Source organism: Peribacillus sp. TH14 (genome assembly GCF_016651145.1).
Lineage (GTDB): Bacteria > Bacillota > Bacilli > Bacillales > DSM-1321 > Peribacillus > Peribacillus butanolivorans.
Map to the genome: position 1 here is coordinate 1,242,750 of NZ_JAEKEK010000001.1, position 22,732 is coordinate 1,265,481.

General features: G+C 41.8%; 20 protein-coding genes, 15 tRNA genes, 3 rRNA genes, 1 pseudogene and 1 riboswitch. Of the genes and pseudogenes, 8 read left to right on the forward strand and 31 right to left on the reverse strand.

Features of this window, described 5'->3' with window-relative positions; all coding sequences use genetic code 11:
* Nucleotides 1-32 precede the first annotated feature (32 nt).
* Together clpP and JFU50_RS06175 are read right to left on the reverse strand one after the other, a co-directional pair.
* Nucleotides 33-617: an ATP-dependent Clp endopeptidase proteolytic subunit ClpP gene (gene clpP, locus JFU50_RS06170; RefSeq protein ID WP_053344522.1), complete on the reverse strand. Its 585-nt coding sequence runs from the start codon at nt 615-617 to the stop codon at nt 33-35.
* A gap of 30 nt (nt 618-647) precedes the next feature.
* Nucleotides 648-1,358 carry a sigma-70 family RNA polymerase sigma factor gene (locus JFU50_RS06175; RefSeq protein ID WP_201182769.1) on the reverse strand — a complete coding sequence of 237 codons (711 nt, stop codon included), beginning with the start codon at nt 1,356-1,358 and terminating at the stop codon, nt 648-650.
* 395 nt (nt 1,359-1,753) lie between these two features.
* On the opposite strand from JFU50_RS06175, the gene JFU50_RS06180 reads away from it, so the two are divergent.
* On the forward strand, nt 1,754-2,308 hold the full coding sequence (locus JFU50_RS06180) for a site-specific integrase (RefSeq protein WP_242485334.1): 555 nt from the start codon (nt 1,754-1,756) through the stop codon (nt 2,306-2,308).
* A 13-nt stretch (nt 2,309-2,321) separates the two neighbouring features.
* Nucleotides 2,322-2,513, forward strand: a complete 192-nt coding sequence (locus JFU50_RS06185; protein WP_053344519.1) for a hypothetical protein — start codon at nt 2,322-2,324, stop codon at nt 2,511-2,513.
* Between the two features lie 217 nt (nt 2,514-2,730).
* Here the strand turns inward: JFU50_RS06185 and glsA are convergent, their stop codons facing one another.
* Together glsA and JFU50_RS06195 are read right to left on the reverse strand one after the other, a co-directional pair.
* Nucleotides 2,731-3,672 carry a glutaminase A gene (gene glsA / locus JFU50_RS06190; RefSeq protein ID WP_201225031.1) on the reverse strand — a complete coding sequence of 314 codons (942 nt, stop codon included), beginning with the start codon at nt 3,670-3,672 and terminating at the stop codon, nt 2,731-2,733.
* 603 nt (nt 3,673-4,275) lie between these two features.
* Nucleotides 4,276-4,692, reverse strand: a complete 417-nt coding sequence (locus JFU50_RS06195; RefSeq protein ID WP_201182771.1) for a hypothetical protein — start codon at nt 4,690-4,692, stop codon at nt 4,276-4,278.
* A 512-nt stretch (nt 4,693-5,204) separates the two neighbouring features.
* Here JFU50_RS06195 and JFU50_RS06200 point away from each other — a divergent pair.
* The 3 genes from JFU50_RS06200 (at nt 5,205) to JFU50_RS06210 (ending at nt 6,698) form a co-directional block, all read left to right on the forward strand.
* The gene (locus JFU50_RS06200; RefSeq protein WP_201182773.1) at nt 5,205-5,495 is read left to right on the forward strand and encodes a hypothetical protein; all 291 of its coding nucleotides are present in this window, start codon (nt 5,205-5,207) and stop codon (nt 5,493-5,495) included.
* 608 nt (nt 5,496-6,103) lie between these two features.
* Nucleotides 6,104-6,307, forward strand: coding sequence for a hypothetical protein (locus JFU50_RS06205; RefSeq protein ID WP_056527384.1), 204 nt, complete (start codon nt 6,104-6,106; stop codon nt 6,305-6,307).
* Nucleotides 6,308-6,398: 91 nt separating this feature from the next.
* Entirely contained in the window at nt 6,399-6,698 is a 300-nt protein-coding gene (locus JFU50_RS06210) for a hypothetical protein (RefSeq protein WP_053344515.1), read from the forward strand.
* 39 nt (nt 6,699-6,737) lie between these two features.
* Here JFU50_RS06210 and JFU50_RS06215 read toward each other — a convergent pair whose 3' ends face one another.
* The 20 genes from JFU50_RS06215 to JFU50_RS06310 all read right to left on the reverse strand — a co-directional run bounded on the left by JFU50_RS06215 (nt 6,738) and on the right by JFU50_RS06310 (nt 14,934).
* The gene (locus JFU50_RS06215; protein WP_201222114.1) at nt 6,738-7,076 is read right to left on the reverse strand and encodes a hypothetical protein; all 339 of its coding nucleotides are present in this window, start codon (nt 7,074-7,076) and stop codon (nt 6,738-6,740) included.
* Between the two features lie 411 nt (nt 7,077-7,487).
* Nucleotides 7,488-7,568, reverse strand: a tRNA-Leu gene (locus JFU50_RS06220).
* Between the two features lie 8 nt (nt 7,569-7,576).
* A tRNA-Cys gene (locus tag JFU50_RS06225) sits at nt 7,577-7,650 on the reverse strand.
* A gap of 8 nt (nt 7,651-7,658) precedes the next feature.
* Nucleotides 7,659-7,733, reverse strand: a tRNA-Gly gene (locus JFU50_RS06230).
* A 3-nt stretch (nt 7,734-7,736) separates the two neighbouring features.
* A tRNA-Gln gene (locus JFU50_RS06235) sits at nt 7,737-7,811 on the reverse strand.
* 38 nt (nt 7,812-7,849) lie between these two features.
* Nucleotides 7,850-7,925 (reverse strand) — tRNA-His (locus JFU50_RS06240).
* Between the two features lie 17 nt (nt 7,926-7,942).
* Nucleotides 7,943-8,016, reverse strand: a tRNA-Trp gene (locus JFU50_RS06245).
* A 10-nt stretch (nt 8,017-8,026) separates the two neighbouring features.
* A tRNA-Tyr gene (locus JFU50_RS06250) sits at nt 8,027-8,110 on the reverse strand.
* Between the two features lie 15 nt (nt 8,111-8,125).
* Nucleotides 8,126-8,201 (reverse strand) — tRNA-Thr (locus JFU50_RS06255).
* Between the two features lie 7 nt (nt 8,202-8,208).
* Nucleotides 8,209-8,284, reverse strand: a tRNA-Phe gene (locus JFU50_RS06260).
* A gap of 12 nt (nt 8,285-8,296) precedes the next feature.
* A tRNA-Asp gene (locus JFU50_RS06265) sits at nt 8,297-8,372 on the reverse strand.
* A 5-nt stretch (nt 8,373-8,377) separates the two neighbouring features.
* Nucleotides 8,378-8,451: transfer RNA gene (locus JFU50_RS06270), tRNA-Met, on the reverse strand.
* 90 nt (nt 8,452-8,541) lie between these two features.
* Nucleotides 8,542-8,617: transfer RNA gene (locus JFU50_RS06275), tRNA-Val, on the reverse strand.
* Nucleotides 8,618-8,631: 14 nt separating this feature from the next.
* Nucleotides 8,632-8,706 (reverse strand) — tRNA-Glu (locus JFU50_RS06280).
* 9 nt (nt 8,707-8,715) lie between these two features.
* A tRNA-Ser gene (locus JFU50_RS06285) sits at nt 8,716-8,807 on the reverse strand.
* Between the two features lie 5 nt (nt 8,808-8,812).
* Nucleotides 8,813-8,887, reverse strand: a tRNA-Asn gene (locus JFU50_RS06290).
* Between the two features lie 9 nt (nt 8,888-8,896).
* Nucleotides 8,897-9,012 (reverse strand): 5S ribosomal RNA (gene rrf, locus JFU50_RS06295).
* 116 nt (nt 9,013-9,128) lie between these two features.
* Nucleotides 9,129-12,061, reverse strand: a 23S ribosomal RNA gene (locus JFU50_RS06300).
* A gap of 175 nt (nt 12,062-12,236) precedes the next feature.
* Nucleotides 12,237-13,788, reverse strand: a 16S ribosomal RNA gene (locus JFU50_RS06305).
* The 16S, 23S and 5S rRNA genes sit together here with 15 tRNA genes alongside, the layout of an rRNA operon.
* Nucleotides 13,789-14,070: 282 nt before the next feature.
* A complete protein-coding gene (locus JFU50_RS06310; protein ID WP_201182779.1) occupies nt 14,071-14,934 on the reverse strand; it encodes a nucleotidyltransferase-like protein in 864 nt (287 codons plus the stop codon).
* A 181-nt stretch (nt 14,935-15,115) separates the two neighbouring features.
* Here JFU50_RS06310 and JFU50_RS06315 point away from each other — a divergent pair, with 181 nt between their 5' ends.
* Nucleotides 15,116-15,469, forward strand: coding sequence for a YgzB family protein (locus JFU50_RS06315; protein ID WP_053344507.1), 354 nt, complete (start codon nt 15,116-15,118; stop codon nt 15,467-15,469).
* A gap of 105 nt (nt 15,470-15,574) precedes the next feature.
* On the opposite strand, the gene perR is transcribed toward JFU50_RS06315, so the two are convergent.
* The 7 genes from perR to JFU50_RS06340 form a co-directional block, all read right to left on the reverse strand.
* Nucleotides 15,575-16,018 carry a peroxide-responsive transcriptional repressor PerR gene (gene perR / locus JFU50_RS06320; RefSeq protein WP_053344506.1) on the reverse strand — a complete coding sequence of 148 codons (444 nt, stop codon included), beginning with the start codon at nt 16,016-16,018 and terminating at the stop codon, nt 15,575-15,577.
* A 313-nt stretch (nt 16,019-16,331) separates the two neighbouring features.
* Nucleotides 16,332-16,481 (reverse strand): NAD(P)-dependent oxidoreductase, encoded by a 150-nt coding sequence (locus JFU50_RS31390; RefSeq protein WP_274606917.1) that lies wholly within the window; start codon nt 16,479-16,481, stop codon nt 16,332-16,334.
* A gap of 37 nt (nt 16,482-16,518) precedes the next feature.
* Nucleotides 16,519-16,704, reverse strand: coding sequence for an NAD(P)-dependent oxidoreductase (locus tag JFU50_RS31730; RefSeq protein WP_277950978.1), 186 nt, complete (start codon nt 16,702-16,704; stop codon nt 16,519-16,521).
* A gap of 43 nt (nt 16,705-16,747) precedes the next feature.
* Nucleotides 16,748-16,942, reverse strand: a complete 195-nt coding sequence (locus tag JFU50_RS30675; RefSeq protein WP_342214745.1) for a hypothetical protein — start codon at nt 16,940-16,942, stop codon at nt 16,748-16,750.
* Nucleotides 16,943-17,213: 271 nt separating this feature from the next.
* The gene (locus tag JFU50_RS06330; protein WP_201182781.1) at nt 17,214-18,323 is read right to left on the reverse strand and encodes an aminopeptidase; all 1,110 of its coding nucleotides are present in this window, start codon (nt 18,321-18,323) and stop codon (nt 17,214-17,216) included.
* An 11-nt stretch (nt 18,324-18,334) separates the two neighbouring features.
* Nucleotides 18,335-18,805, reverse strand: coding sequence for a thioredoxin-dependent thiol peroxidase (gene bcp / locus JFU50_RS06335; RefSeq protein WP_201222116.1), 471 nt, complete (start codon nt 18,803-18,805; stop codon nt 18,335-18,337).
* Between the two features lie 62 nt (nt 18,806-18,867).
* Nucleotides 18,868-19,287, reverse strand: a complete 420-nt coding sequence (locus tag JFU50_RS06340; RefSeq protein WP_053344503.1) for a potassium channel family protein — start codon at nt 19,285-19,287, stop codon at nt 18,868-18,870.
* A gap of 291 nt (nt 19,288-19,578) precedes the next feature.
* Nucleotides 19,579-19,770, forward strand: a riboswitch (cobalamin riboswitch).
* Between the two features lie 155 nt (nt 19,771-19,925).
* Between JFU50_RS06340 and metE the strand changes: the two genes are divergently transcribed.
* Both metE and JFU50_RS06350 read left to right on the forward strand, forming a co-directional pair.
* Nucleotides 19,926-22,235, forward strand: a complete 2,310-nt coding sequence (metE, locus tag JFU50_RS06345) for a 5-methyltetrahydropteroyltriglutamate--homocysteine S-methyltransferase (RefSeq protein ID WP_201222118.1) — start codon at nt 19,926-19,928, stop codon at nt 22,233-22,235.
* Nucleotides 22,228-22,717, forward strand: a pseudogene (locus tag JFU50_RS06350) (acyl-CoA thioesterase). Before metE ends, JFU50_RS06350 begins: the two are co-directional and overlap by 8 nt.
* Nucleotides 22,718-22,732: the final 15 nt, after the last annotated feature.

Consider the following 22,732-nt stretch of genomic DNA (forward strand, 5'->3'; position numbering starts at 1 on the left):
AAAGTTCAAAATTCAAGTAGCCTTTTTATGAATTAATTCCCCTGAACGATTATCTCATCAATAATACCGTATTCCTTCGCCTCATTTGCGCTTAAAAAATAATCACGATCAGTATCCTTCGCCACCTTTTCGATAGGCTGCCCAGTCCTTTCCGAGATGATCTGATTGATATGATCCTTCAGTTTCAAAATCCTTCGGGCAGAAATTTCAATTTCCGTAGCTTGCCCCCTTGCCCCTCCAAGAGGTTGATGAAGCATAATTTCACTATTCGGCAAAGCGCACCTTTTTCCTTTCGTACCCGCCAATAAAAGCATTGCCCCGAATGATGCAGCCATACCCGTACATACAGTCCGGATATCAGGTTTAATATATTGCATCGTATCATAAATAGCAAAACCGGCACTAGTCGATCCCCCAGGACTATTTATGAAGATGGTAATTTCTTTATCAGGGGCATCTGCTGCCAAGAATAACAATTGAGCAACCACACTATTGGCTAAATGATCGGTGATTTCTTCCCCAATCATGATGATTCTGTCTTTTAGAAGTCTGGAATAAATATCGTATGAGCGCTCACCCTTGCTGGATTGCTCAATTACATATGGAATGGTAGTCATATCTCTTCTTCCTCCTAACAAAATGATTGGCTATGCAGCCATTGAGAGAGTGTTTGAAGGAGTGAAGCATGCTTTGGAGTGCATCGAACGATTCATCAGTTTAGGAATCATTGATTCACTGTTCAGGGATTTGAAAGATGGAATACTTCTAATGAGGATATCAGGATTTCGGACCTTCAAAGCCTGCGTCATCAGAGACATCAGCCTCTGTTCCTCATCATCTTGCCAATCTTCCGCACAGGACAACTTACGCTCATCAATGCCATCTTTGTCAAAACGCTTTTTCACACGATTCAAGATGGCCTTTACAGCCGTTTCCGTCGTGTTCAAATAATCTGAGATTTCTTTAGATCGATAGAGGAACCCTTCCTTTAATATGAACACCACAGCTTGTTTTGGGGTAAGGGATTTTATAATATATTCAACCGTTTCAAAGGCATTTTCCCCAATTGCCCCCTGCTGTTCGGTGTCCTTCAGATCCTCTACGGATTCTTTTTTTCTTTTACGTATCGTATCAATCCAGGAATGACGGGCTATCGTCTTCAATAAAGCCGTTGTTACCTCCGTTTTATTCCCATAGCCCTGCATTACCTTCAGTATCGTATCCTGTGCTAAATCATCGCCATCCCAATTATTTTGGGTAAGGAATCGGCAAAACCGAAGCAATTCAGGATAGACTTCACGCAAAATCATGTCGTTATCTTTTCCTTCAGAAATATCTTCTTTCAACTTATTTATCATTTTTCTCACTCCTTCAACACCCTCTATCCTATAAACGTTTTAGAAAGAGAAAAAGATATGGGGGTGAAAATTTTTTCCTTTATTTTATTCTATTCCATTTTTTCCTGTGGATTTCCTTTCATACTAAAAACCTGTTTGGTTATGACCCAAACAAGCTAATCTCAGTGTTCTGTATGCAGCAAATAGACTATACTAGGGCTTCCCCTTTGTGCACCGGATTCGTCACCAATAATTTAATCAAGGCACACCCAATGTAAACAAATAGTTAAAAGTTTACTTTCAAAACGGTAATTTTTTTGACTTCTTGCCTGTTCAAGTGTTATTCTTTAACTATCAGATAAAAGTATACATTCAAATCATTGATTCTACTAGCAGGATGAAAGAGCTGATGCAAAATGGCGAAAGAACATTTAATTGACGTTCAACCAATCAGATCATTGGAAAAATTAGATGATATGAAATGGTCATTGAAAAGACATTGCAGCGAAAGAGATTACATATTGTTCCTTTTAGGAATAAATACTGGCTTACGTGTGTCTGATCTATTATCGTTGAAGGTAAAGGATATTAAAGGCCAGATGAAAATTATCATTAAGGAAGGCAAGACAAAGAAGCCTAGAACAATACAACTTAACAATGTATTTAATGAGTTAGCAACTTATATAGATACCATTGATAGCGAATGGCTATTCCCTTCACGCAAAGGTGATAAGCCGATAAGCAAGATACAAGCATACAGACAGCTTAATAAAGCCGCAGATATGGTAGACATTGAAAGTGTAGGAACTCATACCATGCGGAAAACATTCGGATACTGGTACTATAAACAGAGTAAAGACGTGGCTAAATTACAATTGATTCTTAACCATTCACACCCTGAAATAACTTTGAAGTACATAGGAATTGCTGATGAAGAAATAGAGGACAGCTTAAATGGCTTTGTACTATAGGAGGACGGATTAAATGACACTAACTGAATACAATGCAAAGTACGAATATATCATTCGCAGTAATATTTCTGACAGACAAAAGGCACTGAAATTAGCTGATTTAATGACCGATATGGAAGGACATCTAAATGAGGCGGGGGAACATCAGAATAAAGAGGCAAATGCTTTGTATAGAAAAGTATCCCTTCTATCCAACTTGTTATAATCGAGCTTAAGACCTTGCCTTATGTGCAGAGGTCCTTTTTTGTGCTTTGAAAGTAACGATTACAATTGCAGCTTGAAGTAAATGCTTTGTTTCTGTAAGGCTTTGGAGTGAACCACACTTACTAATGCCACTGCACTAATTGCACCTGGCAGGCCTTTTCCTCTTGTAAGGCCATACATGTCATCAGGTTCATTTTGATAAATACGGACAACCTTGTTTACATATTAAACATACTTAAGGAATACTTTTTCGCCATCATTTCCAACATCTTTATCCCGGCAACACTGTTCCCCTTCTCATCAAGCGCAGCGCCATAAATTCCAATCCCACATTTTCCGGGGACGGCCCCCATGATTCCCCCTGACACACCGCTTTTAGCCGGAATTCCAACATTAATGGCAAATTCACCTGATGCGTTATACATGCCGCAGGTAACCATGAATGTCTTGCAAATACGGGCAATGTCCCCGGGGATGATTTGCTTTCCCGTCAACAGATCTTTCCCATTCATGGCCAGCACACAGCCGATCCTCGCCAAATCCTGACTGTCCATTTCAATGGCACACTGCTTCGAATACAATTCGATTAAGTCCTCCACATCCTCATTTATTACATTATGCTGCTTTAAAAAATAGCTTAGCGACCTATTTAAGTCTGCTGTATTGTATTCTGAACGTGCAACATCTTCATTAAAACCGATAGTAGGATTTTGCGTCAATTCCCGGATAAAATGTAAAATACGATTGAATCGCTCATTTACACTGTCACCTGCAACCATGTGTGTCACAGTCAATGCTCCTGCATTGATCATCGGGTTTAACGGCTTGGATGCCTTGTTTGTCTCTAACTTGGCAATCGAATTAAAAGGATCACCGGTGGGTTCTTTTCCTACATAGGAAAAGACATATTCCTCACCTTTTTCCATTAATACCAGAGCAAGTGTCAAAACTTTTGATATGCTTTGCAGAGTCACTTTACCACTTACATCCCCCGCACAATACCCTTTACCGTCAGGATAGTAAATAGCCACAGATAAGCCCTCAGGATTCGCCTTTTCAAGAGCCGGTATATAGTCCGCCACTTTTCCCTTATTTGTATATTTTTTTGCCTGATCAACCAGTTGCTGTAATTCTTCATTGGACCTGCATTGACATCCCATATTGTTCACAATTTGCCGCCCCTTTGAAAATTTGTCTTGTGAAGTGTTGTTATTATTTATTACCATATTTCATAGTTATTATTTGCAAAACTAGGAAGCAGATAATAAAAGAAGTAAAGTTACAGGAGCTACTATCTTCATTGTGGGAGGAGGCTATTCACTCTCTTTGCATTGCTTCTGATATAGAGGAACGGTTACATAGTTCTGATTGACTTATAATGACAAAGGAGAGGACCGTATAGAGAGCTATGTAATCTCAAAAACCCCATTTTTCATTTTCTATTTATTTATTAGTCAAGCTTTCTCAGACAACTCCTCTTTCTCTTGGTCTTGTCTTATTGGATATCAGTTTAATTTCTCACTCAAAAAAGCCAGCTCCAGAGCGAATCTCCAAAGAGTATTCTACCAGTTGCCCCTCCAAGGAGGCTTCCTTATAAGTGTTCCTGTTCCATTACTACCTTACTAGGTTGCCTTGAAAATGGGAAATCCAGAGTGAACAAGGGAGGAAAAGCTCTTTTGACTCTTCACGTTTGCTGGAACTAATATTACATACTTAAAAATGATGTGGCTTTCAGTTTAAAGTCGGGTCTCAATTTAATTACATTAATTTATTAGCATTTTATCTAACTCACGGACTTTATCATATGACTCCAATAGTTGTTCAGGTATTAATGTTCTCCCATAATCCCAAGCATTAGTTTCTATTTCAGATTTCAGCTTTTCTTTTTCCTCTTCGTGACCATACATCATAATCCTTAAATCATGTTTGTTTTTCTTAAAATCTAAATAATAACCAATAATACGATAAAGAATAATTTTAACAAAGTCTTCCTCTGTCTCTTTAATTCTAACTTTTCCTTTATAACCGTTAACTTGAAGATAATTAAACTTTATAGTATTGGTCGATACGTTATAACTCATAGGTGCACTTAGATTATTGTCAAATTCACAAATAATATCCAAATTGTGCTCATTTAATGTGTTATTAATTATTTTTTCGATATCGCTTATATAAAGCATTTAACTATCACTTCCCTTTTAAAGACTTATTTCATTATAGTATTAGCTTAAGTTATTCTTCCTTTATCAATATAATAAACTGTTTAGATATTAAAATCATACAGTTAGAAAACAAAGGAAATATTTACTATGTAATAATGAAGTGGTGTGTACGTCCTACGAGAAGATTGTTAATAATCCCCTACTAGACCCCCTAAAAGGGAAGAGATTGCTTTTAATTACTCTTCCATACTTTCCTCCTTCTATTTATTTCAATTTAAAACTTTCTATCATTGGTTGTATTTCTTCTTGATATTGTTCCACCATCATTTCAAGTGAAAGCATTGTAAATCGGTTCTTTGCCTTTGGCAAAGGCGTCTATCGACATTTTCTAGTTACTCAATTTGAGTACAGATGTACATTCATCTGGTGAGTAAAAGTGCTCAACAGATAAAGATTGACAACATTTTTATGGTGACTCATACTTGTAGTGATTAATATAACAGAATATTGAGAATATTGGAGGGGTAATTATGAATAAGATTTTCGTTCCTAACGCAATCGCTACTTTAACAAGACTTTTCTACAGTTCAACTACACTGAATGAGTATTTAGCGATGCGAACCGCTCAATTCTACATTGAAGACCTGAAGTTACTACAAGACGTGGAAGCTGTTGCCTTGGCAATTGAAGATCAAAATGCTTTCGCTTTAATGTCTAAATTTAAATTATTTGATTATAAGGCTGCTGAAGAAATTGAAATAGCACTATCCGCTTCTGGCTATACGGAAGCAGAACTCAATGCTATGAATATAGAAATCTGAAATCATCGGGCCACTACCATTAACTGGTTCTAATATCAATAATGATTTTTAGGGTACGAATAGTTTTCTTAACCTATTGTTCCGCTAGTTCACTGAGCCTCTCAAATTGACCGCTATAATGTAGCGGTGTAAATCTGAATGAAGTAATTGTTCATGAAGGTCAAGAAGGCATATATGCAATGTATAAAGTGGGTAAAAAGCTGATGTGCGTAATATACACCTCAGGCCCTAACGTCAAAAAGCTAGTAGCACTAATAAAGTTACCCCCGTTGAAATAGCCTGTAATTATTGCAATGATATGTAGGTGCCTCGATAGCCACGAGGTACCTGCATATTTAATATGCACGTAAAATCCCCAAGAATATTTAAAATAATGTTGAAATGGAGGTGAATGCACCGTCATGACCGAATATTATATTATGGAGAAGGTCGACCCAAAGGAGTTTGTACTCAAAGAAGTTTTAAACTTCCACCGAATGTATAGAACTGCATCTCAAAGCAAGCATCACCCTTACAAATTTACCGATTTAACCCAAATGTTAATTGCATAAGAAATGAAGGTGAATGCTTTCACACGGATGCACACTTGATGGAAAGTAGGAGAAGCCATGGAGAAATCGAAGAGTTTACAAGAAATCTATAATGCCAACCGACCAGAAAATAATGAGCTTTTCCGAGCGATACAACAACATCTTCAAATGAAGCATCCAGACAAGCGAATGACAGCTATGAGAACCTTGCAAATAATTGTTGCCGATAGTGTTTCATCTGGAGAGCTGCGTAACGTGGAAAGTCGGCTTTTATACAGTTGAGTTGATACGAAAAAGTTTCTTATCAACTCATCCAGTCTTGTGAGTTATGCAGTTCTGAAATTACCGAACACAGAAAGGAATAACCCCACCATTGAAAAAATTTCTAAACAAAATCAAAATAGCTGGCTCCATTTTGACCATCATACTCATGATATTCACTTTCGGAATTATACTTTTCAACAAAGCTTTCACAGAGCCAGAAGTAGATATGAAGTATTACAAGATGGGGCATGTCGAACACAGGCCAAATATTTGGGAGGGCATGAGTAAAGAAGAATACCAAAAAATAAAATATTTAGAGGAACAGAAAACATTCAATTATGATCTCTACGAACCAGAGCTGCTTGACGCAGAAGGAAATCCGATTATTGAAGAAAATGTTGAATACTAAAAAAAATGTGCCCGATTTGGACACATCTTTTTTGTTTACTTATAAATGCAATGCTCCGAAATTAGGCTTCGTTTTCTCAGTGGTAGAAATCCATTCTCCTAATTCATCGAAATATTTTTGAACTTCTTCTTTAGTTTTGGTTTCTGAAGCATCCCAAATATCTGATAAGAAATATCCTAAATCGTTTGGATATGAAATTGATTCTCTGTCAAATGCTTTTTCAATAGCAGGACTGCCGTGTTTATCGCCTTCGTCACCATGAATTTTCATAGTAATAACAGTCCATCCATTTTCTTTTTTTATAAGAGTGTAATTGTCATAATGGCCCCAACGATTGCTATGAACACGTAATTTAAAATCTTCACCGATATTATTCAAATTTTCCCCTCTCTTCCCATAATACTACAACTGTATTTTACCACCAGAACGCGGTAAATGACGAACTTCACGGTATTTAATATCAGCAATTTAATATCCTTTTCTGTCATTGTTACCAATGGTCGTTTAATCGCATTAAATTGTTCTCGATAATATTTCAAAGTATGAGGACAAAGATTCCTTAATTGGCAGTCTTCAAAGAATAATTTAAACTCCAATTCATCAGATTTAACGTAAGTAGTTTTTGTAACAATTCTTAATTCATCTTCCTATAGTAAATTTCCTCCTTTACTCATCGCACACTACCCCGCACAATATTTGTACATATTCTGTAGTGCGTGATAAACACAAAAAAGCTTCACACAATTAAGTGTGAAGCTTGAAGTAATAGCTTTTCTTCGCTATTGGTGATACCGGTGGCCGGGGTCGAACCGGCACTCCAGAGGAACACGATTTTGAGTCGTGCGCGTCTGCCAATTCCGCCACACCGGCATTTTTGTTGGAGGCGGCAACCGGAATCGAACCGGTGGTAAAGGTTTTGCAGACCTCTGCCTTACCGCTTGGCTATGCCGCCAACGTTTTTGGAGCGAAAGACGGGATTCGAACCCGCGACCCCAACCTTGGCAAGGTTGTATTCTACCACTGAACTACTTTCGCGAATGGCTGGGCTAGAAGGGATCGAACCTTCGCATGACGGAATCAAAATCCGTTGCCTTACCGCTTGGCTATAGCCCATTAACGTTATACTTATTATACCATCATTTATTAAAAAATGGGGCGACTGATGGGAATCGAACCCACGAATGCCTGAACCACAATCAGGTGCGTTAACCACTTCGCCACAATCGCCATTATAAAATTAAAATTGGCAGGGGTAGTAGGACTCGAACCCACACTGGAGGTTTTGGAGACCTCTGTTCTACCTTTAAACTATACCCCTATAAATAAAATGGTGGAGGGGGGCAGATTCGAACTGCCGAACCCGAAGGAGCGGATTTACAGTCCGCCGCGTTTAGCCACTTCGCTACCCCTCCGCATATGGATGTTACTGGTGCCGGCAAGAGGACTTGAACCCCCAACCTACTGATTACAAGTCAGTTGCTCTACCAGTTGAGCTACACCGGCACTACAATGGTGGCTCAGGACGGAATCGAACCGCCGACACAAGGATTTTCAGTCCTTTGCTCTACCGACTGAGCTACTGAGCCAAACAATAAAAATGGCGGTCCCGACGGGAATCGAACCCGCGATCTCCTGCGTGACAGGCAGGCATGTTAACCGCTACACCACGGGACCATAGATTGCGGGGACAGGATTTGAACCTGCGACCTTCGGGTTATGAGCCCGACGAGCTACCGGACTGCTCCACCCCGCGACGTTAATAATGCTGCTATTGCATCAAGTTTTCGTGTTAACAGTTTCATTATATCTGATATATAGAAACAACTTGTTGCTTTTTAAAAAATGGTGGAGGATGACGGGATCGAACCGCCGACCCTCTGCTTGTAAGGCAGATGCTCTCCCAGCTGAGCTAATCCTCCATATGTTTTCGGAATGGTGACCCGTACGGGATTCGAACCCGTGTTACCGCCGTGAAAGGGCGGTGTCTTAACCGCTTGACCAACGGGCCAGTTGTAAATGGCGGAGAGCAAGGGATTTGAACCCTTGAGACAGGGTTACCCGTCTACACGATTTCCAATCGTGCTCCTTCGGCCACTCGGACAGCTCTCCAATAATGGCTCCGCAGGTAGGACTCGAACCTACGACCGTTCGGTTAACAGCCGAATGCTCTACCACTGAGCTACTGCGGAACGATATAAGCTTGGCGACGTCCTACTCTCACAGGGGGAAACCCCCAACTACCATCGGCGCTGAAGAGCTTAACTGCCGTGTTCGGAATGGGAACGGGTGTGACCTCTTCGCTATCGTCACCAAACATTATTAACATTTTTTCAAGACATATATTATTATAACGTCTTTTTGAGAAAATGCAAGAAGAAATTTTCATTCCTTCAAAACTAGATAATAAGAAGGTATTTCATTTTTTAAAGCGTGGTTAAGTCCTCGATCTATTAGTATCAGTCAGCTCCACATGTCGCCACGCTTCCACCTCTGACCTATCAACCTGATCATCTTTCAGGGATCTTACTAGCTTGCGCTATGGGAAATCTCATCTCGAGGGGGGCTTCATGCTTAGATGCTTTCAGCACTTATCCCGTCCGCACGTAGCTACCCAGCTATGCCTTTGGCAAGACAACTGGTACACCAGCGGTGCGTCCATCCCGGTCCTCTCGTACTAAGGACAGCTCCTCTCAAATTTCCTGCGCCCGCGACGGATAGGGACCGAACTGTCTCACGACGTTCTGAACCCAGCTCGCGTACCGCTTTAATGGGCGAACAGCCCAACCCTTGGGACCGACTACAGCCCCAGGATGCGATGAGCCGACATCGAGGTGCCAAACCTCCCCGTCGATGTGGACTCTTGGGGGAGATAAGCCTGTTATCCCCGGGGTAGCTTTTATCCGTTGAGCGATGGCCCTTCCATGCGGAACCACCGGATCACTAAGCCCGACTTTCGTCCCTGCTCGACTTGTAGGTCTCGCAGTCAAGCTCCCTTGTGCCTTTACACTCTACGAATGATTTCCAACCATTCTGAGGGAACCTTTGGGCGCCTCCGTTACTCTTTAGGAGGCGACCGCCCCAGTCAAACTGCCCACCTGACACTGTCTCCCACCCCGATAAGGGGCGCGGGTTAGAATTTCAATACAGCCAGGGTAGTATCCCACCAACGCCTCCACCGAAGCTAGCGCTCCGGCTTCTCAGGCTCCTACCTATCCTGTACAAGCTGTACCAAAATTCAATATCAGGTCAGCAGTAAAGCTCCACGGGGTCTTTCCGTCCTGTCGCGGGTAACCTGCATCTTCACAGGTACTATAATTTCACCGAGTCTCTCGTTGAGACAGTGCCCAGATCGTTACACCTTTCGTGCGGGTCGGAACTTACCCGACAAGGAATTTCGCTACCTTAGGACCGTTATAGTTACGGCCGCCGTTTACTGGGGCTTCGGTTCAAAGCTTCGCTTGCGCTAACCTCTCCCCTTAACCTTCCAGCACCGGGCAGGTGTCAGCCCCTATACTTCGCCTTGCGGCTTCGCAGAGACCTGTGTTTTTGCTAAACAGTCGCCTGGGCCTATTCACTGCGGCTTTTCCGGGCTATTCACCCTAAAAGCACCCCTTCTCCCGAAGTTACGGGGTCATTTTGCCGAGTTCCTTAACGAGAGTTCTCTCGCACACCTTAGGATTCTCTCCTCGCCTACCTGTGTCGGTTTGCGGTACGGGCACCTTACATCTCACTAGAGGCTTTTCTTGGCGCCGTGGAATCAGGAACTTCGGTACTATATTTCCCTCGCCATCACAGCTCCGCCTTAATGGAAACGGGATTTGCCTCGTTTCCGGCCTAACTGCTTGGACGCGCATATCCAACAGCGCGCTTACCCTATCCTTCTGCGTCCCCCCATCGTTCAAACGATGTATAGGTGGTACAGGAATATCAACCTGTTGTCCATCGCCTACGCCTTTCGGCCTCGGCTTAGGTCCCGACTAACCCTGAGCGGACGAGCCTTCCTCAGGAAACCTTAGGCATTCGGTGGAAGGGATTCTCACCCTTCTTTCGCTACTCATACCGGCATTCTCACTTCTAAGCGCTCCACCAGTCCTTCCGGTCTGACTTCAACGCCCTTAGAACGCTCTCCTACCATCGACACCATACGGTGTCAATCCACAGCTTCGGTGATACGTTTAGCCCCGGTACATTTTCGGCGCGGAGTCACTCGACCAGTGAGCTATTACGCACTCTTTAAATGATGGCTGCTTCTGAGCCAACATCCTGGTTGTCTAAGCAACTCCACATCCTTTTCCACTTAACGTATACTTTGGGACCTTAGCTGGTGGTCTGGGCTGTTTCCCTTTCGACTACGGATCTTATCACTCGCAGTCTGACTCCCAAGAATAAGTATTTGGCATTCGGAGTTTGACTGAATTCGGTAACCCGTTGGGGGCCCCTAGTCCAATCAGTGCTCTACCTCCAATACTCTCATCTTGAGGCTAGCCCTAAAGCTATTTCGGAGAGAACCAGCTATCTCCAGGTTCGATTGGAATTTCTCCGCTACCCACACCTCATCCCCGCACTTTTCAACGTGCGTGGGTTCGGGCCTCCATTCAGTGTTACCTGAACTTCACCCTGGACATGGGTAGATCACCTGGTTTCGGGTCTACGACCTCATACTCATTCGCCCTATTCAGACTCGCTTTCGCTGCGGCTCCGTCTTATCAACTTAACCTCGCATGAAATCGTAACTCGCCGGTTCATTCTACAAAAGGCACGCCATTACCCATTAACGGGCTTTGACTACTTGTAGGCACACGGTTTCAGGATCTATTTCACTCCCCTTCCGGGGTGCTTTTCACCTTTCCCTCACGGTACTGGTTCACTATCGGTCACTAGGTAGTATTTAGCCTTGGGAGATGGTCCTCCCTGCTTCCGACGGGATTTCTCGTGTCCCGCCGTACTCAGGATCCACTCAGGAGGGAACGAAGTTTCAACTACAGGGTTTTTACCTTCTTTGACGGACCTTTCCAGATCACTTCATTTACCCCGTTCCTTTGTAACTCCATGTTGAGTGTCCTACAACCCCAAGAGGCAAGCCTCTTGGTTTGGGCTAATTCCGTTTCGCTCGCCGCTACTCAGGAAATCGCATTTGCTTTCTCTTCCTCCGGGTACTTAGATGTTTCAGTTCCCCGGGTCTGCCTTCAGTACCCTATGTATTCAGGTAAAGATACTGTTCCATTACGAACAGTGGGTTTCCCCATTCGGAAATCTCCGGATCAAAGCTTACTTACAGCTCCCCGAAGCATATCGGTGTTAGTCCCGTCCTTCATCGGCTCCTAGTGCCAAGGCATCCACCGTGCGCCCTTTCTAACTTAACCGTTAAAAAAGATCTTACTGATGCTTTGAAAAAATTAATTGCCTTCTATCTATTATCTAGTTTTCAAGGAACAAAGTAGAAAGAATCCCATCACAACGTGATGATGTCTTTCGTATCTGAATGAATTACTCATTCAAAACTGAACAAAACAAAAGCGCTCTCGTATTTATCCTTAGAAAGGAGGTGATCCAGCCGCACCTTCCGATACGGCTACCTTGTTACGACTTCACCCCAATCATCTGTCCCACCTTAGGCGGCTGGCTCCATAAAGGTTACCTCACCGACTTCGGGTGTTACAAACTCTCGTGGTGTGACGGGCGGTGTGTACAAGGCCCGGGAACGTATTCACCGCGGCATGCTGATCCGCGATTACTAGCGATTCCGGCTTCATGTAGGCGAGTTGCAGCCTACAATCCGAACTGAGAATGGCTTTATGGGATTCGCTTACCTTCGCAGGTTTGCAGCCCTTTGTACCATCCATTGTAGCACGTGTGTAGCCCAGGTCATAAGGGGCATGATGATTTGACGTCATCCCCACCTTCCTCCGGTTTGTCACCGGCAGTCACCTTAGAGTGCCCAACTGAATGCTGGCAACTAAGATCAAGGGTTGCGCTCGTTGCGGGACTTAACCCAACATCTCACGACACGAGCTGACGACAACCATGCACCACCTGTCACTCTGTCCCCCGAAGGGGAACGCCCTATCTCTAGGGTTGTCAGAGGATGTCAAGACCTGGTAAGGTTCTTCGCGTTGCTTCGAATTAAACCACATGCTCCACCGCTTGTGCGGGCCCCCGTCAATTCCTTTGAGTTTCAGCCTTGCGGCCGTACTCCCCAGGCGGAGTGCTTAATGCGTTAGTCGCGAAGCACTAAAGGGCGGAAACCCTCTAACACTTAGCACTCATCGTTTACGGCGTGGACTACCAGGGTATCTAATCCTGTTTGCTCCCCACGCTTTCGCGCCTCAGTGTCAGTTACAGACCAGAAAGTCGCCTTCGCCACTGGTGTTCCTCCAAATCTCTACGCATTTCACCGCTACACTTGGAATTCCACTTTCCTCTTCTGCACTCAAGTTCCCCAGTTTCCAATGACCCTCCACGGTTGAGCCGTGGGCTTTCACATCAGACTTAAGGAACCACCTGCGCGCGCTTTACGCCCAATAATTCCGGACAACGCTTGCCACCTACGTATTACCGCGGTCGCTGGCACGTAGTTAGCCGTGGCTTTCTGGTTAGGTACCGTCAAGGTACCAGCAGTTACTCTGGTACTTGTTCTTCCCTAACAACAGAACTTTACGACCCGAAGGCCTTCTTCGTTCACGCGGCGTTGCTCCGTCAGACTTTCGTCCATTGCGGAAGATTCCCTACTGCTGCCTCCCGTAGGAGTCTGGGCCGTGTCTCAGTCCCAGTGTGGCCGATCACCCTCTCAGGTCGGCTACGCATCGTCGCCTTGGTGAGCCATTACCTCACCAACTAGCTAATGCGCCGCGGGCCCATCTATAAGTGACAGCAGAACCGTCTTTCCATCTTCTCTCATGCGAGAAAAGAACATATCCGGTATTAGCTCCGGTTTCCCGAAGTTATCCCAGTCTTATAGGCAGGTTGCCCACGTGTTACTCACCCGTCCGCCGCTAATCTCAGGGAGCAAGCTCCCATTGATTCGCTCGACTTGCATGTATTAGGCACGCCGCCAGCGTTCGTCCTGAGCCAGGATCAAACTCTCCGAAGAAATGTTTGACTTGCTCATTTTGCTTTTTGATAGTGTGTGCTCACTTAAAAAATTAACGTTGGCGCTTTGTTTTGTTCAGTTTTCAAAGAGCAATTTCGTTGTCGTTTACTTCGTAAGCGACTTTTACATCTTATCATGTTGTAGACTATTTTGTCAACATGTTTTTTGATGTTTTTTGTTTTGTTGAAGCTGCGAAAGCTGATGTCCCGCAGCGACATGTATTAATATAACACCTAGATTATTATTGGTCAACACTAAAAATGATTTTTTTGAAATATTTTTTTATACTCTATAAAATCGATGATAAACGTCTTGTCCTTTTGTTTCCACTTTGATGACATCAATTACTTTCTTCTCTATTAAGTATTCTAACAGAACACCTAGATCTACTGAATAATAATTAAGTTCCGGATGATCCATTAACTCTGCAATTGTCCAAGGATCTTCTTTTGTACTCATTATTTCAACTAAATGCTGTGAACCCGTATTCGTCCTAGAGTAAATAAGAAATTCACTCGCAAGGAAAAGAAGCTCCAATCTTTTTTCAAGCGTTTCCTCACTACTAATCAATTCTTTATACAACTTATAGATTTCAGGTTCCATATGTTTCACTTGGTTCCAGACTGTAACTTCTGGATAAAAACCTTGTTCTATTACTTCCAAACGAGCTAAGTGATGCAGGGAATGAACAATATGGTTATATGCATCAAGATAATGACCTTTTTCAAAGAAGCCTTTTCCATCCATATATCTGCGAATTAACTTCGCAAACTCCATCCCTATCTTCAACTTTCTTCCATAAAAAGGGAACTCTCGAATTTCGGTTTTCAAATGATCCAAATATTCATTTCGGTCAAAGAGGACCTTTCCGTTATAAATCCAGTCAACTACTTTTCGGTTTGTACCTAATAGAAGCCATTCTTTTAGTTGTTCTTCCTTTACGATATGTAAAGCTGCCTTTTTGTCCTGATATGTGTAGTGTTTTAAAAACACTGCCTCTTCTGCTTCATCTACAATAACAAAAAGAATGTAGTCAAATGTATCGGTAATCGGGCTATTATTTTCTCTTTTTTCTATTAACAAGATTCCAAGTGTAGATTTTAAACTTGCTCGCTCTTGATAAATCGGGCGAAGGATATCTTCCATTATAAATTCCTCCAAAACCTTTTTTTTTTTACATTCGACAAAACTCTTCAAAATCCTGTATTTCACCTAGATGATATTTACAAAAACAACATATTCAAAAGTAATATGTATCCTTTATTTCTTTTTTGTTCCATCCGTAGTTTATGTTATAGTTAAAGTTATATTTTAGGAGGGACAATCCATGGCTAAATATTCTAGCAAAATCAATAAAATCCGTACATTTGCTTTAAGTTTGATTTTCATCGGCTTTATTGTGATGTATCTTGGACTTTTCTTTAAAACACACCCTATTGTTATGACACTTTTTATGGGTCTAGGTCTTTTATTCATAATTGCAAGTACCGGCGTTTATTTTTGGATTGGAATGCTTTCTACAAAATCGATCCAGGTTGTATGTCCTAACTGTAGTAAACCTACAAAAATATTAGGGCGTGTGGATATTTGCATGCATTGTGAAGAACCATTGACCCTTGATAAAAAGTTAGAAGGCGAAGAATTTAACGAAAAATATAATCGCAAAAGCCTGCAAGACTAAATAACCCCTTAAGAGAGCTTATTTATCCCAGGCAGATGGTCCAAGATTAATTGTATCATTTTTTTGCAACAAAAAAAAAGTTCCAACCAAGTGGCGGAACTTTTTTTAATGTGCTTCTTTTTTTGAGCACTCTGTACAGTCTCCATAGATTTCCATCCGATGGTGACTAACATTGAAACCGGTGACCTGTGCTGCAAAATGTTCGACTTCGTCCAATGCCGGATAATCAAAATCTACAATTTTTCCGCAGGTTTGGCAGATTACATGATAATGATTCGTCGTTACAAAATCAAATCTTGCTGAAGAATCACCATAGGTAAGTTCTTTAACCAATCCTACTTCTCGGAACACACGCAAGTTGTTATAAACCGTAGCCACACTCATATTGGGAAACTTACCTTCTAGCGCTTTATATATATCATCTGCGGTAGGGTGGGACATAGAGCTTATCAAATATTCAAGTATCGCATGGCGTTGAGGAGTTATTCTTACACCGGTATCTTTAAGGGAATCCAACGCTTCTTTTAACTGAACTTCAGACACCGCCATCCACCTCTTTTTTCTCATTAAGTATGAATTATTAAATTATAATATTTATAAATAGTGTACCTTTTATACGTTGATTTTGTCAATATTTCATCTGTTTATCGATTCATTTTTAGTTTATTCATTACCCCTTTAATTCTTTCCCATTTTCTAATTGTGCCTAGTATCCTTTTGATTGATCTCAATGACGTTGATAAAGTCTTTTCCATCTATTCAGGAATTCATGCATGTTTTTTTCGAAAATTGAAAAGGTTCTAGGTAAATATTCACTGCTTTTACTCGAAAGATGCGGTGTGACCGTTACATTTTCCATACGCTAAAACGGATGCTCCTTATCTAAAGGTTCTGGATCGAATAAATCTAAAATGGCATGAGCAATTTCCCTGTTTTGTAAAACCTCTATCAACACTTCCTCTTTAACCAGATCACCTCGTCCAATATTCACGAAGACAGCAGAACCTTTCATAGCTTTAAAGTGTTCTTTTTGCTACAGATTTTGTCTTTCAATCGTACTTGGCAGAACAGATACGATGTAACTTACTCAGAGAGCCCATAAAGACGATCAAGTGCTGCACAGGATTTCCGCTACGATTGACCCCAATTGTGGTCATCCTAAAGGCTTTCCCAAGACGCGCTACCTCTCCGCCAATTGCACCAGCACCAAGAATGAGTATCGATTTCCCATTCAATTCTCATACTTCTATCTTTCTATCCCACAGCTCGACGTCTGCTTCATTCATGATAAGCTGTTTCAATTTCTTTTCGTACTGTAAAAGCATCCCAATCGTGTACTACCAAAATCCCGCGCTTCTCAATGACTTTAAAAGGCATTAATTCCATACCTGCACTCATAACCATAACCCACTTTAAATTCGGTGCTTTCTCAATTGTCTCATCTGTTAAATCTTCGCCGTATGGAATTAAGATTTTTGCTTCACGAAGTGGTTCATCCTCTCAATCCCCTTGATAAATGAAATTCAAAGCAGGAAAGGTATCCTCCATCTGCTTTTGGATGTCTTCTTTTGGAATAATTATTGAAAGTACTAACATGTTTATCTCACCTTTTAATTAACATAAAAAAAACACGGGCTCTGTATGTCCCGTGCAACTTTCTCTGAGGAGGTATTCCCTTAATAAAGCATATTCAGGTGTCCTCTTTTTGAGTTGGACAAAAGCCTTACCCCTGTTAAAAAAGGCTTTATTTTAATAAATTTGGATTTAAAGCACTTAGTTCCGGCAACATAAAAATGCCATCCCTTCGGATCAGAATGTCATCAAAGTAGATATCACCACCGCCATATTCAGGACGCTGGATCAAAACCATATCCCAATGTGTAGAAGAACGGTTACCATTATCAGCCTCTTGATAGGCTTGGCCAGGAGTTAGATGCAGACTGCCACATATTTTCTCATCAAACAAAATATCGTCCATTGGCTCCAAAATGTAAGGATTGATTCCAAGCGCGAATTCCCCAATAAAACGGGACCCTTCATCTACATCGAGAATCTCATTCATTTTAGAATTTTGATTAGAAACTGCTTTCGTGATTTTCCCCTTTTGTATGGTTAAAACTATGTCACGAAAGGTGATTCCTTGATATGTTGAAGGTGTGTTGAAGGCTACCCTACCATGAACACTCTCTTTTACGGGTGCCGTGAACACTTCCCCGTCAGGGAGATTATTTTTCCCAGCGCATATGACAGCCGGCATTCCTTTAATGGAAAAGGTGAGATTTGTCCCAGGTGAAACAATCCGGACTTTTTCAGTACGCTCCATCAATTGCTTAAGCGGTTTCAGTGCCACTTCCATTTTCCCGTAATCCATTGTGCACACGTTTAATAGAAAGTCTTCGTACTTTCTAAAACTCATACCGGCTTTTTGTGCTAATCTGACAGTCGGGTAATTAAGTAAAACCCAACGCCGGTTGTTTACATAGAAAAGAGTCGACGACTTCATCGCTTCCCCATGAAGACGATGCCTCTCTGCAGGAACTTCTGCCAATTCAGCATCGTTTTCTTCACTGGAGATGATTATTATCGCATCAATATCAGTATATTTCCTCAAAGTCCATTGTGATAAGGTATCAAGTTGTTCCTTCACATTCCCTTTTAACAAGTGTCGGCTTATTTCATCGTCTTCCAGTTCGACATATGGATATGCACCGATTCTGTATGTTTCATCAATCAGCTCTTTCAATAGCGGTTTCATGTTGATATGACCCCGTATCAAGATTCTCTCTTTTGGCTGTAATTGTACGGAATGATGAATCAGCCTTTCAGCAAGCTTGGTTATTCGCTTATCCTTCATCTGGCTGTACCTTATTTTTCTAGATCACGAAGAGTTTCAAGCGCTTCTTCGACATGGCCTTTGACTTTTACCTTACGCCATTCTTTAACTATCGTTCCTTCCTTATCAATCAGAAAAGTTGAACGTTCAATGCCCATATATTCCTTGCCGAAGTTCTTTTTTAATTTCCATACATCATATAATTCAGCAGCCTCTTGATTTTCGTCAGCTAGTAGCAGAAAAGGTAACCCATATTTTTCAATAAATTTTTCATGACGCGCCGCCGGATCTGGACTGATCCCTATGATGACAGCATTCAATTCCTCAAACTGCTCATTGTGGTCACGGAAATCACAGGCCTCCGTTGTGCAACCAGGCGTCATGTCTTTCGGATAAAAATATAAAACAACGTGTTTGCCCTTAGAATCCGATAGGGAAACTTTTTCACCGTTGTTTGCAGGAAGTTGAAAATCCGGTGCTTTTTCTCCAATTTTAACAGTCATTCTTACCCCTCCATTTCTTTCATTATGGTAAGCGTACCCAATAATTGAAAGAAACACAACTTTCATTTATTCTTCCTTTCCTTCTGTTCTAAGTCAATCACTGTCCGGATCACAAACGCAGCCGGGAGAGTGTATCCAATGAACGCCTGGATTGTCGCAATCATCCTGCCCATGCCTATCGGGGCTATATCTCCATACCCTACTGAAAACATTGTCATTGCACTAAAATAAAAAGAAGTCTTCAGTTGCTCGTAAAAACTGCCGTCTAAACGATTGCCCATATCAAGAATCACCGAATGATTCTGAAGCTCGTATAATAAATAAATCAGTGCAAAACCTACTAATATCGTCGCATATAAATTGCCGAGCCATAGCATATCCTCTAGAGAAAACTTTTTTCCTCCCGACTCAACAAGAAATAACGTTCGAATGCTCATCACCATGCAAAAAATAATCCCTGCAATCAAGATGTAAAAAGTCATCCCCCACGCCTCATTTCAAAACAACCCACTCCCCCTATACATACTCCCCGTCCAAACAATATATTCTTTATTTAGGGGTCAGACCCCATTTCCCAACATTCACATCCTTAAACAAACCTAGGTGCACCAATAGTTTTGTCGATATAGGGCGGGGTCAGACCCCATTTCCCGAGACTTTTTTCCTTGTTGACCATTTTAGTCGGGATATGATAAGCTTGTCTAAATTTTTATAATAGTTTTTATTTTATAAATATTTGTTGCCTGCAGTTTAATTTACAGCGGGTTTGTGAAATTTCATATGTGGAAATAGGTTCCTAATTTTTTTTAGGATTAAAAGGGAAGTCCGGTGTAATTCCGGCACGGTCCCGCCACTGTAATAGGAATGTTAGCGCTATGCAATATGCCACTGATTTTCGGATTGGGAAGGCCTGCCGCTAATAAGATTCCTAAAGTCAGGAGACCTGCCTGTTTCGACAACACTGTTTTAACCTACGGAGAATAGGGAAGTGTTAGGGACCTTATAATTTTAAGGGGTTTTTGTATACCCCTTTATTTTAAGCATTTCTAACTTTCTCTTTTGACGGTTAGGGGTGCTTTTTTTGTTGTTATTTTATTTTTTAAAAAAAGAATGTAGGAGGATGGGAATATTGAAAAGTAGTAGTTTAGGGTACCCGCGAATTGGGGAAGATCGTGAATGGAAACGCACATTAGAAGCTTATTGGTCGGGAAAAATCGATGAATCGGAGTTTACGGCACAGCTAGAAGCCATCCGTTTAGGCAACTTACAAAAGCAAAAGGACCAAGGTATAGATATTATTCCTGTCAATGACTTTACTTTATATGATCAAATGCTCGATATGTCTGTAATGTTCGGTCTTGTTCCTGAGCGTTATTCAGCCTATAAAGGCGGCACTGTTCCCCTTTCTGTATATTATTCTATGGCTCGCGGAAACAAGGATGAAGTTGCTTCTGAAATGACGAAATGGTTCAATACAAACTATCACTATATCGTTCCCGAATTAAAACCGTCGAAGCTGACTTTGACAGAAAATAAACCACTTGCTGCTTATCGCGAAGCCAAAGAAAAACTAGGAATTGAAGCTAAGCCCGTTTTAGTCGGACCTTATACTTTTATTACTCTGTCTAAAGGCTACAATAAGCAAGATGTACCTGGAATCATCCTTAGTCTCCTGCCTTTATACACACAAATTCTGCAAGAGTTAGAACAAGAAGGCGTGAAGTGGGTGCAAATGGATGAACCCTCCCTTGTTTCATCCATTTCTAAAGATGATATGCAAACTGTTACTTACTTATATGAAAAATTGAATGAAGCAGCTCCAAACTTGAACATCATGCTACAAACATACTTTGATGCGGTAGAGCACTACCAAGAAGTTATTGAATTACACGTTCAAGGGATCGGTCTTGATTTTGTCCATGATAAAGGGAAAAACCTTAGTAATATTCAAGAATTCGGCTTCCCGAAAGACAAAGTGCTCGGTGCAGGTGTGATTGATGGGAAAAACATATGGCTTTCCGATTTATCGAAAAAGAATCAGTTGATCAATACCCTCACAAAAAACGTAGCCGAAGACCAAATTTGGCTTCAACCCTCTTGCTCCCTGCTTCATGTACCAGTAACGGTTCGTAATGAGACGGCTCTTACTAAAGAAGTGCAACAGGCCCTTGCTTTTGCTGATGAGAAGCTTGAAGAAATCACTCTACTAGTAAAAGGTAGTAATCAAGGTGCCGAAGCAATTGCTGAAAAAGTAGCCGCTAACAAATTAGCACTTCAAACGTTAGCAAATTCAAACGCGCGAAACCACAAAGACGTCCAAACTGGTGTCGAACAGGCGAAGAGTCAAACAGCCGGCCGTCAGCTGCCATTTAAAGAGCGTTATCACAAACAACAGGAATTTTTCAAACTGCCTTTCCTTCCATCAACAACAATCGGAAGCTTTCCGCAGACAGCTGAAGTAAAACAAGCTCGCGGGAAATTCAAACGAGGAGAATGGACGGCTGCTCAATATGAAACATTTGTTAACGAGGAAATCAGCAAATGGATCGATATCCAGGAAGAAATCGGCTTGGATGTTCTTGTACATGGAGAATTTGAACGAACAGATATGGTTGAATTTTTCGGCCATAAACTGGGCGGATTCGTTTTCCTCGAAAAAGGCTGGGTACAATCTTACGGTTCTCGCTGCGTAAAACCGCCTGTTATCTACGGCGATGTTCATTTCATCGAGCCGATGACGGTCCGGGAAAGTGTGTACGCGCAATCCCTGACGAAGAAAACGGTAAAAGGAATGCTGACAGGTCCTGTAACAATTCTGAACTGGTCATTTGTACGTGATGATATTTCAAGGGAGAATGTTTGCTACCAGTTAGCTCTTGTCTTGGAAAAAGAAGTGAGAGCGTTAGAAACTTCCGGAATCAAAATGATTCAGGTGGATGAGCCTGCCCTTAGAGAAGGTCTGCCATTGAAAAAAAGCGACCGCGATGAATATTTAAAATGGGCTGTGAACTCCTTCCTGATTTCCACTTCAAGTGTGGAAGATACAACTCAAATTCACACGCATATGTGTTATTGCGATTTCAACAGCTTCATGGATGTCATCTCTTCCCTGGATGCCGATGTAATTTCCATAGAAACATCTCGCAGCCACGGTGAACTAGCTACCGCATTTGAGGAAAAAACGTATGAAAAGGGTATTGGTCTAGGCGTATATGATATTCACAGTCCACGGGTTCCTGCAGTCGAGGAAATGGTCGATATGATTGAACGAGGCATCAAAGTATTGGATAAAGATCAATTTTGGATTAACCCGGACTGCGGTCTGAAAACAAGGGGCGTTCCTGAAACCGTTGCTTCTTTGAAAAATATGGTGGAAGCCGCAACAATCGTTCGCAAAAACCTACTGGTCAATCAACAGTCAAATGACTGAAAAAGGTATTGATCTTACAAATGCTAATCCTATCCGGCAGTCACGGACTTTTTTAACAGATCTTGTTTTCCCACCAGATACGAATCATCACAACACCATCTTTGGCGGTAAGGTGATGGCCTATGTAGATAAAATCGCCTGCATTTCAGCAATGCGCCATTGCCGAAAACCGGTTGTGACCGTATCAAGTGACTCCTTTGACTTTTTGGCACCCATCAAGACAGGGGATGCGATTAACCTTGAGGCCTATGTCACCTGTGCCCATCGGACGTCGATGGAGGTATTTGTGAAAGTAGAGCGAGAGAACTTATTAACCGGCGAAAAGCAGCTTACAGCCCGTGCTTTTTTAACGATGCTAGCAATAGACGAAGATGGAAAGCCCCCCCCCCGTTCCTCAGGTATTTCCGGAAACGGAAGAGGAAAAGCAGCAATTTGTTCAAGCACAAGCTAGATATATTGAAAGAAAGAATAAGCGTAAATAAGAAAAATCCCTTCAA